At 50.9% G+C, this 14,084-nt stretch carries 15 protein-coding genes and 1 riboswitch; of the genes, 3 read left to right on the top strand and 12 right to left on the bottom strand.

From position 1 onward, the window contains the following. Nucleotides 1–64: 64 nt before the first annotated feature. Entirely contained in the window at nucleotides 65–322 is a 258-nt protein-coding gene (gene spoIIID, locus ACTNCH_RS09100) for a sporulation transcriptional regulator SpoIIID (protein ID WP_441018688.1), read from the bottom strand. A 111-nt stretch (nucleotides 323–433) separates the two neighbouring features. Further along, nucleotides 434–530: riboswitch (purine riboswitch) on the top strand. Between the two features lie 21 nt (nucleotides 531–551). Between spoIIID and ACTNCH_RS09095 the strand changes: the two genes are divergently transcribed. Together ACTNCH_RS09095 and ACTNCH_RS09090 are read left to right on the top strand one after the other, a co-directional pair. Then, complete coding sequence (locus ACTNCH_RS09095; RefSeq protein ID WP_441018686.1) at nucleotides 552–1,919, top strand: NAD(P)/FAD-dependent oxidoreductase; 1,368 nt, start codon at nucleotides 552–554, stop codon at nucleotides 1,917–1,919. A 25-nt stretch (nucleotides 1,920–1,944) separates the two neighbouring features. After that, nucleotides 1,945–2,688: a TraX family protein gene (locus tag ACTNCH_RS09090; protein ID WP_441018684.1), complete on the top strand. Its 744-nt coding sequence runs from the start codon at nucleotides 1,945–1,947 to the stop codon at nucleotides 2,686–2,688. Between the two features lie 48 nt (nucleotides 2,689–2,736). On the opposite strand, the gene ACTNCH_RS09085 is transcribed toward ACTNCH_RS09090, so the two are convergent. The 6 genes from ACTNCH_RS09085 to cls form a co-directional block, all read right to left on the bottom strand. Continuing rightward, the gene (locus ACTNCH_RS09085) at nucleotides 2,737–3,882 is read right to left on the bottom strand and encodes an MFS transporter (protein ID WP_441018682.1); all 1,146 of its coding nucleotides are present in this window, start codon (nucleotides 3,880–3,882) and stop codon (nucleotides 2,737–2,739) included. Then, entirely contained in the window at nucleotides 3,879–4,469 is a 591-nt protein-coding gene (locus ACTNCH_RS09080) for an N-acetyltransferase family protein (protein ID WP_441018680.1), read from the bottom strand. Before ACTNCH_RS09080 ends, ACTNCH_RS09085 begins: the two co-directional genes overlap by 4 nt. Beyond that, complete coding sequence (locus ACTNCH_RS09075) at nucleotides 4,453–4,962, bottom strand: methylated-DNA--[protein]-cysteine S-methyltransferase (RefSeq protein ID WP_441018678.1); 510 nt, start codon at nucleotides 4,960–4,962, stop codon at nucleotides 4,453–4,455. Before ACTNCH_RS09075 ends, ACTNCH_RS09080 begins: the two co-directional genes overlap by 17 nt. Further along, a complete protein-coding gene (feoB, locus tag ACTNCH_RS09070; RefSeq protein ID WP_441018676.1) occupies nucleotides 4,962–7,301 on the bottom strand; it encodes a ferrous iron transport protein B in 2,340 nt (779 codons plus the stop codon). The genes ACTNCH_RS09075 and feoB overlap by 1 nt, the downstream gene beginning before the upstream one ends. A 154-nt stretch (nucleotides 7,302–7,455) precedes the next feature. Beyond that, nucleotides 7,456–8,511 (bottom strand): trigger factor, encoded by a 1,056-nt coding sequence (tig, locus tag ACTNCH_RS09065; protein WP_441018674.1) that lies wholly within the window; start codon nucleotides 8,509–8,511, stop codon nucleotides 7,456–7,458. 148 nt (nucleotides 8,512–8,659) lie between these two features. Further along, a complete protein-coding gene (gene cls / locus ACTNCH_RS09060) occupies nucleotides 8,660–10,141 on the bottom strand; it encodes a cardiolipin synthase (RefSeq protein WP_441018672.1) in 1,482 nt (493 codons plus the stop codon). Between the two features lie 125 nt (nucleotides 10,142–10,266). Here cls and ACTNCH_RS09055 point away from each other — a divergent pair, with 125 nt between their 5' ends. After that, nucleotides 10,267–10,710, top strand: coding sequence for a hypothetical protein (locus ACTNCH_RS09055; RefSeq protein WP_441018670.1), 444 nt, complete (start codon nucleotides 10,267–10,269; stop codon nucleotides 10,708–10,710). A gap of 65 nt (nucleotides 10,711–10,775) precedes the next feature. Here the strand turns inward: ACTNCH_RS09055 and ACTNCH_RS09050 are convergent, their stop codons facing one another. From ACTNCH_RS09050 to ispE, 5 genes are all read right to left on the bottom strand, one after another. Continuing rightward, entirely contained in the window at nucleotides 10,776–11,228 is a 453-nt protein-coding gene (locus tag ACTNCH_RS09050; protein ID WP_441018668.1) for a DUF1934 domain-containing protein, read from the bottom strand. Nucleotides 11,229–11,246: 18 nt separating this feature from the next. Then, complete coding sequence (gene murI / locus ACTNCH_RS09045) at nucleotides 11,247–12,071, bottom strand: glutamate racemase (RefSeq protein WP_441018666.1); 825 nt, start codon at nucleotides 12,069–12,071, stop codon at nucleotides 11,247–11,249. Continuing rightward, a complete protein-coding gene (locus ACTNCH_RS09040) occupies nucleotides 12,068–12,376 on the bottom strand; it encodes a hypothetical protein (protein WP_441018664.1) in 309 nt (102 codons plus the stop codon). Before ACTNCH_RS09040 ends, murI begins: the two co-directional genes overlap by 4 nt. A 67-nt stretch (nucleotides 12,377–12,443) precedes the next feature. Beyond that, nucleotides 12,444–13,139 (bottom strand): GntR family transcriptional regulator, encoded by a 696-nt coding sequence (locus ACTNCH_RS09035; RefSeq protein ID WP_441018662.1) that lies wholly within the window; start codon nucleotides 13,137–13,139, stop codon nucleotides 12,444–12,446. After that, on the bottom strand, nucleotides 13,139–14,035 hold the full coding sequence (gene ispE / locus ACTNCH_RS09030) for a 4-(cytidine 5'-diphospho)-2-C-methyl-D-erythritol kinase (RefSeq protein WP_441018660.1): 897 nt from the start codon (nucleotides 14,033–14,035) through the stop codon (nucleotides 13,139–13,141). Before ispE ends, ACTNCH_RS09035 begins: the two co-directional genes overlap by 1 nt. Nucleotides 14,036–14,084 lie beyond the last annotated feature (49 nt).

Here is a 14,084-nt window from a genome sequence, read left to right as displayed (position 1 = left end):
TTGGAACATTCTAAATGTAGTATTTTTACTTTTTGAGACTGGTATGGCTCCTTTTAAACTTTCCTTATACCCCGTGCTGATGCAGATACTTTTCTCTCGTAGCCAGTCCTCCCCGGATATGCCGCTCTGATTTATTGATATCCAGAACCTTCCGGGCCTGTCTTGCAAGGCCCGGATTGATATGGAGAAGGCGGTCTGCTACATCCTTATGTACCGTACTCTTACTGATTCCAAATTTCTTCGCTGTCTGCCGCACTGTCGCGTTGTTTTCAATAATATAATTCGCTATATTTACCGCTCGTTCTTCGATATAATCCTTCAAGGTTTTCCCCCATAAGAACGTTTTTTACATCTTATGAAGGAGAAACTGCGGTTATACCCTGCCGGAAACAGATTCTCTATATAAGCAAAACCCGGTATTGAAACCATGCTCCTTTTCAGGTATAATAAATTGGGTATAAGTCTGCAAAACGGGCAGACGTTTCTACCAACCGCCAAACTGGTTGACTACCCTATCGGTAGTCATTTTTTTATTTCAGGAGGTAACGGAAATGTATGATGTATTAATTGTAGGAGCAGGGCCGGGAGGCATCTTCACCGCATATGAATTATTGGAAAAAAGACCGGATTTACGGATTGCTGTTTTTGAAATGGGAAATGAATTAAAAAAACGTCACTGTCCCATTGACGGCGATAAAATCAAATCCTGTATTCACTGCAAAAACTGTTCTATCATGAGCGGCTTTGGCGGCGCAGGGGCATTCTCAGACGGAAAATACAATATCACCAACGATTTTGGCGGTACCTTGTATGAGTATATCGGGAAAAAATCCGCCCTGGAATTGATGGAATATGTCGATAAGATTAATCTGGCTTTCGGCGGCGAGGGCACAAAACTGTATACCACTGCCGGCTCCAATCTGAAAACCAGCTGTATGCAAAATGGCCTGCATCTTTTGGACGCTTCTGTCCGGCACCTGGGAACAGATATTAACTATATCGTTCTGGAGCATTTATATGATCATCTGAAAAAGAACGTGGATTTTCATTTTAACTGCTTTATCAATAAGGTGGAAAAGCTGGATCAGGGATATCGGATCTATCACGGGGATTCCTGTTATGAGGGAAAAGAATGTGTAATTTCCGCAGGACGAAGCGGCAGCAAATGGATGGAGCAGGTATGTCGTGATCTGAATATCCATACCAATTCCAACCGCGTGGATATCGGCGTGCGTGTGGAGCTTCCCGCCGGAATTTTCTCCCATCTGACGGATGAATTATACGAAAGCAAGATTGTGTACCGCACCTCCAAATACGAGGATCTGGTGCGCACCTTCTGTATGAATCCCAAGGGAGAAGTCGTAAACGAGAATACCAACGGAATTGTCACCGTAAACGGACACAGCTATGAGGATCCGGCCAAGCAGACCAATAATACCAACTTCGCGTTACTGGTCGCAAAGCATTTCTCAGAGCCCTTCAAGGATTCCAACGGATACGGAGAAAGTATCGCGAGATTAAGCAATATGCTGGGCGGCGGGGTCATTGTCCAGCGCTTCGGCGATCTGATCCGGGGCCGCAGAAGCACTCCGGAAAGAATCAGCGAATCCTTTACCGTGCCCACCTTAAACGCCGCGGCGGGAGACTTAAGCCTGGTTCTTCCGAAGCGAATCCTGGACGGTATTATCGAAATGATTTACGCGCTGGATAAGATTGCGCCCGGAACCGCCAACGATGATACCCTGCTGTATGGCGTAGAAGTAAAATTCTACAATATGGAGGTCGAGCTGGATCACAATCTTATGACCTGTCACGAAGGCTTATATATCATCGGCGACGGAAGCGGTATTACCCATTCTCTGTCCCACGCTTCTGCAAGCGGAGTCTACGTGGCCAGACAGATTGCCGCCAGATTATAAAATTTCCATCTTTATGAAGTAGTAAATGAAAAAAAATCACGACTTAAGCGCCGCGGCGCTGCATATCCTTGCCATGACGCTGATGTTAATGGATCATCTCTGGGCTACGCTTCTCCCGTCCTGGGACTGGCTGACCTGCGCCGGAAGACTGGCCTTTCCTATCTTTGCGTTTATGGCGGTAGAAGGATATTTTCACACCCACAGTTTTAAAAAATACGCCCAGCGTCTGCTGTTATTCGCGGTTCTCTCTGAGATCCCCTTTGATCTGATGTACGGCGGAACCTGGTTTTATCCGGTTCACCAGAACGTAATCTGGACGTTGCTTCTGGCTCTTCTCGGCGTTCATCTGATGGAAGCTGTACGCAAAAAGCAGAAAACCTGGCTGTACCTGCTTATGGCAGCCCCGGTCACTGTAATCTGGACGATACTGGGAACCCTGGGCATGGTTGACTACTACGGCGCGGGCATACTGACGGTATTTATTTTCTATTTTTTCCGGGGACGGAAATGGTGGTGCCTGCTGGGACAGTTCCTTGCGCTTTACTGGGTCAATGTAGAAATGCTGGGTGGTCTGATGTATCCCATTCACCTGTTCAGAAACGAATTTGAGATCTGTCAGCAGGGACTGGCGCTGTTGGCGCTGATTCCCATCTGGCTGTACCGCGGACGACAGGGCTACCACAGCAAACCCTTCCAGTATCTGTGCTATGGATTTTATCCGGTGCATATGTTGGCGCTGGCAATGATTTTGAATTATGTAAACCGCTAAGTAAAGGGGCTGCCGCACGAATTTAAGTTTCGTGCGGCAGCCCCTTTTTTATTTCTTATTCAACAATTCATACATTATTCCCATAATTACAAGAAAAAGCAGCAAGTATAGAGGAAGTATCCGAATCGATATGTGATTTGCAAGCAGACCAAAGAAGGGCGGCATCAGACATATGCCGACATAAGCGCTTGCCATCTGGACTCCTATCATGGCCTGCGAACGTTCTGCTCCAAAATATTCCGGTGTCGAGTGAATAATACAGGGATATACAGGCGCACATCCCAGACCAATCAGGGAAAATCCAATCAGGGACGCAAGATTTCCCAGGGGCAGCAGCATTACCAGAATTCCCATCAGTATAATACCCTCACCCATACGGACCATCTGTTCGTCCTTCCATTTCATGGCTATAAAGCCGTTGATTCCACGTCCGACGGTAATCCCGATACAAAACATTCCGGCAAAGGAAGCAGCTGTTTTGGCGTCGATTCCTTTTGCAAGATTCAAGTAGCTGCTTGCCCAAAGCATCGTTGTCTGCTCGACAGCGCAATAGCAGAAGAAACAAAGCATGCTTGCCTTTGCCCCCGGAATCGATATAATTTCCCTGAGGGTGAGCGGTTTCCCACCCTTTGTTTCCTCTCCTGCAGAATTCTCTTCCTTCCACTTAGGGAGACTGATGATCAAAACTGCTGTAAGTACAATCTGCAAAAGCGATATAACCCGATATCCCATATTCCACGCGGCTCCGCCGGTAAGTACCGCTCCCATGATGTAGGGTCCCAGTGTCGTTCCCACTCCCCACATACAATGCAGCCAGCTCATATGCTTGCTGGCGTAATGCAGCGCCACATAATTATTCAGGGAAGCGTCGACGCTTCCTGCTCCCAGTCCATAGGGAATCGCCCATAAACACAGCTGGAGAAAGCTGTGACTGACGGAAAAGCCCCACAGCGCCAGTGCGGTAATCCCCACACTCGCCGCCGTCACCTTACCCGTTCCAAAGCATTTGGTGAGGCGATCACTTTGCAGGCTGAACAAAATCGTTCCAAACGCGATGATCATGGAAATCATACCTGCGTAAGACACCGGAACCTGAAACTCCGGATACATATTCGGCCATGCCGAACCTAACAGGGCGTCCGGCAGTCCCAGGCTGATAAAAGAAAGATAAATAATACCCAACAAAAAACTCATATTTTATTTTTCCCTCCAAGAGGAATACCCGAAAGCTCCGGATAACTCTTGACAGGCGGCTGTACCTCCCTGTGCTCTGCAATCATTTTCTCCATCCAGATCATATGGTACCACCGCCCGAATTTATAGCCGCATCGGTGAAATTCCCCTACTTTGGTGTATCCCAGATGCGCATGAAAATCCGCGCTGTTGGCCGTCAGATATTCGTCCTCCTGCTCCGGATAACCGATGCAGGCGTATAGGTTCAGAATGCCCATATCCTGCAGCGCCTTCTCCAGCGTTTCATAGAGAATTCTTCCCAGTCCGCACTTTTTTGCCCTGTGGTCGAGATAGATCGTCATTTCGCAGGACCAGTCATAGGCTGCTCTGCCGACAAATTCCCGCGCATAAGCATAGCCTTTGATTTCTCCGTCCTGCAGGATCACAAGATAGGGATACTTCCGCATAATCTTTTCCATACGCTCCCGGAATTCTTCCAGGCTGGGCGTATCATATTCAAAAGTGATCGCTGTGTTTCTCACATAATAATCATATATTTCCAGAATACGCTCCGCATCCTTCTCTGTAGCGTCACGAACTTCTATCATGCTCTGTCTGCTCCCATTCCAACAATTTCGCTTTTCTGTCAAGCCCTCCGGCATATCCGGTCAGGCTTCCCTTTGCTCCGACGACCCGGTGACACGGAATGATGATAGACACAGGATTGTGCCCGACTGCTCCGCCTACCGCCTGGGCGGACATGCTTTTTCTTCCATTTTCAGCGGCAATCTGTTCCGCGATATCACCATAAGTTCTGGTCTGCCCATAGGGAATCTCCAGCAACAGCTTCCACACCTGCTTCCGGAAATCCGAGCCTGTCAGATGAATGGCCGGCATAAAATCCGGTTCTGTTCCCGAAAAATAAAGATCCAGCCACTGCTCTGCCCTGCGCAAAATGTCATTTTTCTCTTGCAAAATGTCATCTCCCAACACAGAGCCGTAGTATTTCTGTCCTTCAAACCATGCGCCGACGAGCCCTTCCTCATCTGCCGCCAGAAGCATTCTTCCCAGTGGGGAAGGATAGTACATTGTATACAACATTACACCAGCATCCCTACTGTGTGTACCGCGAATGCCGCTATCCAGGCAATTACGCACTGGAGAATCACAACTGCCACAGCCCATTTTCCGCCCAGTTCCCGTTTAATAGAGGCAATGGCTGCCACACAGGGCGTGTAGAGCAGGCAGAAGGTCAGAAGGCTCACAACGGCCAGCGGCGTCAGAAGATTCATCAGCGCCTCTGTTCCGCCAAACAGAATCGACAGGGTCGATACCACGCTCTCCTTTGCCAGGAAGCCTGTGATCAGCGCCGTAGAAATCCGCCAGTCGCCAAAGCCCATGGGCTTAAAGATCGGCGCGATGATTCCCGCCACATGCGCCAGGATACTGTTCTGGGAATCTGTCACCTGGGTCAGGTGCAGATCAAAAGTCTGCAGGAACCAGATCACCAGCGTCGCCATAAAGATTACCGTAAAGGCGCGCTGCAGAAAATCCTTCGCCTTGTCCCAGAGCAGATGGCCCACATTCTTCGCTCCCGGCAGACGGTAATTGGGCAGCTCCATAACGAAGGGCACCGCCTCACCGCTGAACATGGTGTGACGCAGAAGCAGCGCCATCAGAATTCCCATCACGATTCCGCCAAAATACAGGACTATCATCACCAGCGCCGCTTTTCCCGGGAAAAAGGCCGCCGCAAAAAAGCCATAGATGGGAAGCTTTGCGGAGCAGCTCATAAAGGGCGTCAGCAGAATGGTCATTTTCCGGTCGCGCTCAGAGGGCAGGGTACGGCTGGCCATGACGCCCGGAACCGTACAGCCGAATCCCACCAGCATGGGGACAATACTCCGTCCGGACAGGCCGATTTTCCGGAGCAGTTTGTCCATAACGAAAGCTACCCGGGCCATATAACCGCTGTCCTCCAGAAGGGACAGGAAAAAGAACAGCGTCACGATAATCGGCAAGAAGCTCAGCACACTGCCTACGCCGTTGAAGATACCGTCAATCACCAGGGAATGAATCACATCGCTTGCGCCCCCCGCGGTCAGCCAGTGATCCACGGCAGTGCCCAGCGCCGTAATGCCCTGATCCAGAAGCCCGGACAAAAACGCGCCGATTACGCCGAAGGTCAGATAGAAGACCAGTCCCATAATTCCCACGAAGCAGGGAATCGCCGTGTATTTTCCGGTCAGAACCCGGTCAATCTGTACGCTGCGCAGGTGTTCCTTGCTCTCATGGGGCTTTACCACTGTCTCGTCACAGACGTTTCCGATAAAATCAAAACGCATATGGGCAATAGCCGCGGACCGATCCAGCCCCCGCTCCGTCTCCATCTGGGTTACGATATGCTCCAACATCTCTTTCTCATTCTGATCCAGGTGCAGCGCTTCCAGAATCAGCCTATCACCCTCTGCCAGCTTGGAGGCCGCAAAACGCACCGGAATCTGCGCTTCCTTTGCGTGATCCTCGATCAGGTGCATGATAGCATGCAGACAGCGGTGTACCGCTCCACCGTCCTCGTTGGCGTCACAGTAGTCGATCTCCTGGGGCCGCTCCTGATATTTTGCCACATGCAGGGCATGGGATACCAGCTCATCGATACCCTCATTCTTCGCCGCGGAAATGGGAACGACCGGAATACCCAGCATCTCCTCCATCCGGTTGATGAGAATGGATCCGCCGTTTTCCCGCACCTCGTCCATCATATTTAAAGCCAGTACCATGGGAATATCCAGCTCCATCAGCTGCATGGTCAGATACAGGTTCCGCTCAATATTCGTAGCGTCCACGATATTGATGATTCCCTTTGGATGCTCATTCAGCAAAAAATTCCGGGTTACAATCTCCTCGCTGGAATAAGGCGACATGGAATAGATACCCGGCAAATCCGTCACCAGGGTATGTTCCTTTCCGCGAATCGATCCGTCCTTCCGGTCCACGGTCACACCCGGGAAATTGCCCACATGCTGACTGGATCCGGTAAGCTGATTAAACAGGGTGGTCTTACCGCAGTTCTGGTTGCCTGCCAGCGCAAAGGTCAACAGCGTTCCCTCCGGAAGGGGATTTTCCGTTTCTTTAAAATGATACTTTCCACCCTCACCCAGTCCCGGATGGGCGATGGGTTCCCGCTTCTCTCTGGGCTTTTGTGCTTTCGCGTCCCGCACATTTTCAATCTGGATTTTCTCTGCGTCCGCCAGGCGCAGGGTCAGCTCATAGCTGTGAATCCGAAGCTCCATGGGGTCTCCCATGGGCGCCAGCTTCACCATGGTCACCTCTCCCTGGGGAATCAGTCCCATATCCAGGAAATGCTGTCTTAACTCGCCCTCGCCCCCTACGGAAACGATGGTGGCCGTCTTCCCTATCGGTAATTCTCTTAATGTCATATTCTGCCTCTTTTACTTTTGTATTATTGAGAAATATTATCATCTATCTTCTCCTGTAAAGGTATGACAGCGGGGCATATTTGTCAAGTTATTTATGACAAATAAGACACTTCCGATATTCGGAAATGCCTTACATTCTCTGTTATTTTCTGATTTATTTTATAACTGCCTGATCTACCACATAATCGAGAATCTTGTCATACAAAATGTTGTTCTCGATATCCTCTTTGCCGTACTGCTCCTCGAAGGCCTCTCCGGACTCCGCACCGTACTGGGTAGCCAGATCCGAAAGGCCGCCCTGATACTCCTCGTCCGACAGGGTCATATTTTCCGCCTTTCCGATGGCGTCAATGGCCAGCGTACAGCCAATCTGGAATTTCGCGTTTTCCTCGAATTTCTCATCAGTCATATCGTTGTTGGCCAGGAAATCCTCCAGCGTCATGCTGAAATAGGACGCGTACTGCTCATACTGCTGCTTCTGTGTATCTACCAGAGCCTGTACATCTGAATCGGCATATTCAAACTCGGAATCCTTTACAATGGCTTCCATCACGTAATATGCCTTATCGGAATCCTTCTGCTCCTGCAGGCTTGCCTTTGTAGCTTCCACATACTCGTCCACCGTCTGGTATTCCGTATTCTTCTGTACAAATGCGTCGTTCCACTCCGGCGTCACTTCCTCCTCGATGGCGTTGACCGTCACCTCGAATACCACGTCCTGTCCTGCCAGATCCGGGTTCGGCGTATAGTTCTCCGGGAAGGTCAGAGGAAGCTCAAAGTTGTCTCCCACATTTTTTCCAATCAGGCCGTCCTCAAAGCCGTCGATAAAGGAGCCAGAACCAATCAGCAGATCATATCCGCCCTCCTGGGAGGAACCGCCCTCGAAGGACTCGCCGTCCTTCTTGCCCACGAAATCAATATTGACCCAGTCGCCATCCTCTACGGTAGTCTTATCCAGCTTCTGATACTCCGGACAGGAAGCCAGCAGGTTGTCGATCTCGCTCTGCACCTCGTCGTCGTTTACTTCCACGTCTTCCTTCGGAATCTCTACGCCTTTATAATTGCCAAGCTTCGTAACCTTACTGTCCGGATACTGGCCGGCAATGCCTGTCCCGGTAGTATTTTCTGTATCTGTGCTTTTGCTTTTTCCACAGCCTCCGGTCAGCGCAAGGGCGCACACCAGGACTGCCGCAATCCATCTCTTTTTCATTTTTTGTAATCTCCTCTTTTTATCAGAATTCGAAGCTATGCTCCGCTTTTCTTACCATATCACATTTTACCTGTAGGAACAAGAAAGAGTCCTGCGAAGCAGGATTCTACGCCTGCGGCGGGTCGCATTAGCTTACATAAGAAACTCCTTACAGAACCGGCGAAAACAGCCTGGAAAATTGTTCCCTGACCCGCACCAGATAAGAGCGTTTCCCATAGAGATATTCCGTCACCTGCGTACAGGATTTCAGATCTTCCCGGAAAATTTCCTCCATTTTCCGTGCCACACGGACACTGTAGATCACCGCGTTCACCTCAAAATTCAGCTTGAAGCTGCGGATATCCATATTTGCCGTACCATAGCAGCTCACCAGTCCATCCACCACCATACCCTTGGCATGGAGAAAGCCCCCGTCATAGGTGTAGCATTTGGCTCCGGCCTCCAAAAGATCCCCGATATAGGAATAGGTCGCCCAGTATACCAGCGGGTGATCCGGCTTGCAGGGAATCATGACCCGCACATCCACGCCGGACATGGCCGCAATCCGCAGGGCGTCCAGGACCGCGCCGTCCGGAATGAAATAGGGCGTCTGGATATAGATACTTTTCCGGGCCTTGCTGATCATTTTCAGATAGACGTTGCGGATATTCTGCCACTTGGAATCCGGGCCGCTGGAAATGATCTGAATGGCCTCGTTTCCGGGTTTTTCCTCCGGATGCCAGGAAAAATAGCTGTCGTTGATAAAGAGGTTCTGCTTTGTGGCGTAGTTCCAGTCCAGAATAAACCGGATATGCAGCGCCAGCACCGCGCTTCCCCGGATCCGCAGGTGAGTATCCCGCCAGTAACCGAACTTCGGATCCAGCCCCAGATATTCCCGGCCGATGTTGAAGCCGCCCACAAAGGCCGTCCTGCCGTCTATGACTACGATTTTCCGATGATTTCGATAGTTTATCCGAAGCTGGAGATTGCCCAGAATAGCCGGGAAGAACTCACCCACCTGGATCCCGGCAGCCCGGATGCGTTTCCAGTCCGAACGCTTCATTTTCCGGCAGCCCATGCTGTCGTAGAGAATCCGGACCTCCACGCCCTCCTGCACCTTGCGCTTCAGAAGCTCCTCGATGGGCTTCCAGAGTTCGTCACTGCGGATGATATAATATTGGATATGAATAAATTTTTCCGCCCGCTCCATTTCCTTATATAGAGCCCGGAACTTTTCTTTTCCGTCGGTATAGATCGCTACCTCGTTGTCCGCCGTATAGACCGCGTCCGCCGCCTCCAGGTTCATCAGCACCGTATCCGAGAACTTCCGAAGCCGGGGATCCGTGGGGGAAAATTCATCCCGGAAGATACTTTCCTCCTGTCTGCTGACTGCCGAATACATAGCGTCCTCGATCTCCTTGGTCCGGAACATCTGCCGCTTGTGGAAGTCATAGCCGATGATAAAATACAGAAAAATACCCAGAATCGGAATAAAGTACAGCACCAGAAGCCAGGTCCAGACTGTCTTCGGATCCCTGCGCTCAAAAAAAACAATCACAATCGAAAGTATCACATTGATAAAAAACAAATGATCCATCCAGAAATCTGCCGTCCGGAGGATTACGTGTCCCAGCCCCATCAAAAATTCCATACGCTCATCTCCATCTGTCCACACGGTTTGCACTGTTGCCTGTATTCTACCATTTTTCCTTGCACTTTACCACAAAAACTGTTATAATAGCACTCATGTGAAATGCCTAGGAGGAACAAGGAATTATGTCTAAGCTTACGATTATATTACTTGTAATTTTAGTAGTACTGGTTGTTGCGCTTGTAGTACTGTACTTTGTAGGAAGAAAAGCACAGCGCCGCCAGATTGCCCAGAAGGAGCAGATGGAGGCTGTAGCACAGACCGTCAGCATGCTGATCATCGACAAAAAGAAGCTGAAGTTGTCCGAATCCGGACTGCCCGAACAGGTTATCCAGCAGACGCCGAAGCTGCTTCGCAGAAACAAGCTTCCGATTGTCAAGGCAAAGGTTGGTCCGAGAATCATGACGCTTGCCTGCGACGCCCAGGTCTTTGAGCTGCTTCCGGTAAAGAAGGAAGTCAAGGTCGTTGTGAGCGGTATCTACATCACAGAGATCAAGAGCGCCCGCGGCGGACTGGAAGTGCCGGTGAAGAAGCAGGGCTTCTTCAAGCGTCATTTTGGTAAAAAATAAAACACAAGTAATGCAAAACAGGAGTTCCGGACCGGAACTCCTGTTTTTTGTAATCTGTTTTCTTTTTATGAATCGACCTGCAGGTTGATATGCCCTGCCTCTCTGGGCCGGATTTTCATTTGAATCCTGCACTCGGCCAGCTGTTCTTCGTTAACCTCCAGCACGTAATCCACCGCCACGTCAATGGCGTCGTCCTTTTCTTCCACCTTCACTTCCCTGGCCAGAATCCCCAGGTTCAGTAAGCCATAGGGCGTCTGATACCGGGTCAGGGTTTTCTTTCCCTTCTCAAACACCATTCTGGCGTTGGTCAGGCCACGCTTCATCACCTCGAGGGAATTCTCCCCGATTTTAATGGTATTGCTGATGTGTCCGCTCATGCCCTCCACAACCTCGTCATAGAGCACGTAATGTCTGCCGTCCCGGTTATAATAATCTCCGGCTGTGACGACCTCCACATTGGCGTCCTCTTCCTCTATCATGTGAAGACCCGAGATACTCAGCAAAATCTCTTTCTTCATATTCTGTTCTTCCTCTTTTCAATATTCCTCAATGGGAACCAGCTTCGCCATCGTAATATCAATGGGCAGAATGGAATCCGCGAAGGCCCGGAATTTCTCCGCCTGATCGCTGACAAAGAACTCATAGGGATTCTCCGCAATCTTGCTGTCTCCCTGATTTTCCAGCTGCTCCTGACGCAGAAGCCGTTTCAGCTCCATGGCTGTCTCATACGCCGGATTCACCAGAACCACGTCCGGCCCCATGATATCCGCCACCATGGAACGCAGCAGTGGGTAATGGGTACAGCCCAGAATCAGGGTATCCACCTTCCGCTCCTTCATCTCCTGCAGATAACGCTCTGCCACTATGTGGGTCACCGGATCCTTCCGCCAGCCCTCTTCCACCAACGGCACAAACAGGGGACAGGCCTTTTCAAACACCTGTGCCTCCGGCCGTAGGCTCTGTATGTATTTCTGATAAATATGGCTGCCCACCGTCGCCGCGGTGCCGATGACGCCGATGTTGCCTCCGACGCTTTCCCGGGCCGCCACGCGGGCTCCCGGCCGCACCACACCGATGACCGGCACGTCTACCTCCTGCTGCAGGGCGTCCAGCGCATACGCGCTGGCTGTATTGCAGGCCACCACGATAGCCTTCACGCCTCTGGTCTGCAGGAAGCGTCCTATCTGACAGGAATAGCGGATAATGGTGCTGCCGCTCTTACTTCCGTAGGGAACCCGGGCCGTATCGCCAAAATACACGATCCGCTCCTCCGGAATCTGGCGCATAATCTCCCGCGCCACGGTCAGACCGCCGATTCCCGAATCAAAGACGCCGATGGGGGCCTCTCTTAAATCACTCATCTGTCTCTCCTAACCTGACTGGAATCTACCATTTTATTTAAAAAAGTCAGATATCGAAACTGAACCCGTACCTCCTTGCTGTCCGTCCCAGGCACACAATACTCCGGGTATAGTCCGCCCCACCAGGCTGTCTGTTCCACAGGAACAGGCTCCGGCTCCCGGACATATTCCGCGTACAGGCAGGTTCCTGCCATTCCAAGTATAAGGGACAGCAAAAGCAATACCAGCTCTCCATGTCTTCTGACAAATGTTTCGATATCCTGTATTCTTTCTTCTATGATCTGTTTTCTGTGTTTCTTTTCCATGGCTCCTCCGGATCTTTTCTTGTTTTTCCGGAGGATACCCTGTTTTCATCTGTTTTATACCGTTCTCTTACGGCTTTTCGGCTTTTTTCTTCTCATTTTCCCGGATAGCCGCCAGAATGGCTGCCTTCTGGTTGTCGATGTGCTGACCTACCATGGCCCGCACCGCTTCCCGGTTGCCGTTTTTGATGCTTTCATAGATTACCTGGTGCTCGCCGTCCAGCTTTCCGTGGCTTCCGGTATCCTTCAGATACTCCAGCCGGTAGCGGTACATCTGCTCCCGCAGGTTATTCAGGATGCTGATCAGACGCTGGTTGTCCGTTGCGGCATAAATGATATCGTGGAATTTTACGTCCGCTGCCGCCAGGCTGGTATAATCGTCAGAATCCTTCAGCTTCCGGAATTCTTCTCCGGCCTGGGCAAGCTCCTCTAAAAGCTCCGGCGTAATCCGGTCGCAGGCTATCTCAGCCGCCATAATCTCCAGTGTCCGACGCACCTCCAGTACATCCTTCAGATCCTTTTCGGTAATGCTGGCTACAATGGCTCCTCTTCGGGGAATCATCACAACCAGTCCCTCCAGCTCCAGCTTTCGGATAGCCTCCCGGATCGGGGTACGGCTCACGCCCAGACGATCGGCCAGATGAATCTCCATCAGACGCTCGCCCGGTTCCAGTTCTCCGCGCAGGATTGCCTGACGCAGAGTCTGGAATACCACATCCCGCAGTGGAAGATATTCATTCATAGTTGCGTTTATTTCCTGACTCATCAGCCATTCCTCCTGTTGTTATTATTGTAAGGCGTCGTCAGAAACAGCTGTCGGGCCAGACGGCTCTTTCGGATAGCCGCCATGGCTCTGCGGGCCTGCATCCGATCCTCATAGATACCGAATACAGTCGGGCCGCTGCCACTCATCAACGCCACGGCTGCCCCGTTCGCCTCCATGGTTTCTTTCAGCTTTCCGATAACCGGATAGGCCTCCGCCGTCACGGTCTCCAGCACATTGCCGTTTCGCAGGGCTTCTGCCATGCCGGCAAGATCCTGCTTTTTCAGCGCCTCCAGAACCCCGTCAATATCCGGATGCTGATCCGGCCTCAGATCATTGGCGTGGAGATTCTCGTAGACATACTTGGTGGACACGCTGATTCCGGGCTTGGCCACCAGAATATTGCAGGGCGGCATAGGCGGCAAGGGAGTCAGCTTCTCTCCGATTCCCTCTGCCAGAGCGGTTCCCCGCATAATGCAATAGGGTACGTCTGCCCCGATCTTCACAGCCCGCTCCATGAGCTGCTCCTGGCTTAAGCCCAGACCGTACATACGGTTCAGGCCGTATAAAACGGCTGCCGCGTCGGAGCTTCCTCCCGCCATGCCTGCCGCTACCGGAATATATTTCTTCAGGTCAATGGAAAGTCCGCCCCGGATGTCAAATTCCTCAAACAGCAGATTCGCAGCCTTATACACCAGGTTATTTTCATTTGCGGGCAGATAATAAAGATTCGTTCTGACCCGGATTCCTTCTTTGTCCTGCTTTACCAGCGCAAGACGATCAAAAATACGCACTGTCTGCATAATCATCCGCACGTCATGGTAACCATCTTCCCTTTTACGGAGCACGTCCAGACCCAGATTAATCTTTGCCAGTGCCTTTAACTGCATCTTATCCATAGTATTGTACTTCCTGTGTTTTTTGTATACACAGTATAACAAAAACGGG

It is taken from the genome of Candidatus Merdisoma sp. HCP28S3_D10 (assembly GCF_052065835.1).
In the GTDB taxonomy this organism is placed as follows: Bacteria; Bacillota; Clostridia; order Lachnospirales; family Lachnospiraceae; genus Laedolimicola.
Note: the sequence above shows the minus strand (reverse complement) of the source record. Positions and strands in the feature narration are given on the sequence as shown.

Coding starts and splice junctions, on each gene's coding strand:
- ACTNCH_RS09095 (WP_441018686.1), top strand. CDS start 552: ATGTATGATGTATTAATTGTAGGAGCAGGGCCGGGAGGCATCTTCACC.
- ACTNCH_RS09090 (WP_441018684.1), top strand. CDS start 1,945: ATGAAAAAAAATCACGACTTAAGCGCCGCGGCGCTGCATATCCTTGCC.
- ACTNCH_RS09085 (WP_441018682.1), bottom strand. CDS start 3,882: ATGAGTTTTTTGTTGGGTATTATTTATCTTTCTTTTATCAGCCTGGGA.
- ACTNCH_RS09080 (WP_441018680.1), bottom strand. CDS start 4,469: ATGATAGAAGTTCGTGACGCTACAGAGAAGGATGCGGAGCGTATTCTG.
- ACTNCH_RS09075 (WP_441018678.1), bottom strand. CDS start 4,962: ATGTTGTATACAATGTACTATCCTTCCCCACTGGGAAGAATGCTTCTG.
- feoB (WP_441018676.1), bottom strand. CDS start 7,301: ATGACATTAAGAGAATTACCGATAGGGAAGACGGCCACCATCGTTTCC.
- tig (WP_441018674.1), bottom strand. CDS start 8,511: ATGAAAAAGAGATGGATTGCGGCAGTCCTGGTGTGCGCCCTTGCGCTG.
- cls (WP_441018672.1), bottom strand. CDS start 10,141: ATGGAATTTTTGATGGGGCTGGGACACGTAATCCTCCGGACGGCAGAT.
- ACTNCH_RS09055 (WP_441018670.1), top strand. CDS start 10,267: ATGTCTAAGCTTACGATTATATTACTTGTAATTTTAGTAGTACTGGTT.
- ACTNCH_RS09050 (WP_441018668.1), bottom strand. CDS start 11,228: ATGAAGAAAGAGATTTTGCTGAGTATCTCGGGTCTTCACATGATAGAG.
- murI (WP_441018666.1), bottom strand. CDS start 12,071: ATGAGTGATTTAAGAGAGGCCCCCATCGGCGTCTTTGATTCGGGAATC.
- ACTNCH_RS09040 (WP_441018664.1), bottom strand. CDS start 12,376: ATGGAAAAGAAACACAGAAAACAGATCATAGAAGAAAGAATACAGGAT.
- ACTNCH_RS09035 (WP_441018662.1), bottom strand. CDS start 13,139: ATGAGTCAGGAAATAAACGCAACTATGAATGAATATCTTCCACTGCGG.
- ispE (WP_441018660.1), bottom strand. CDS start 14,035: ATGGATAAGATGCAGTTAAAGGCACTGGCAAAGATTAATCTGGGTCTG.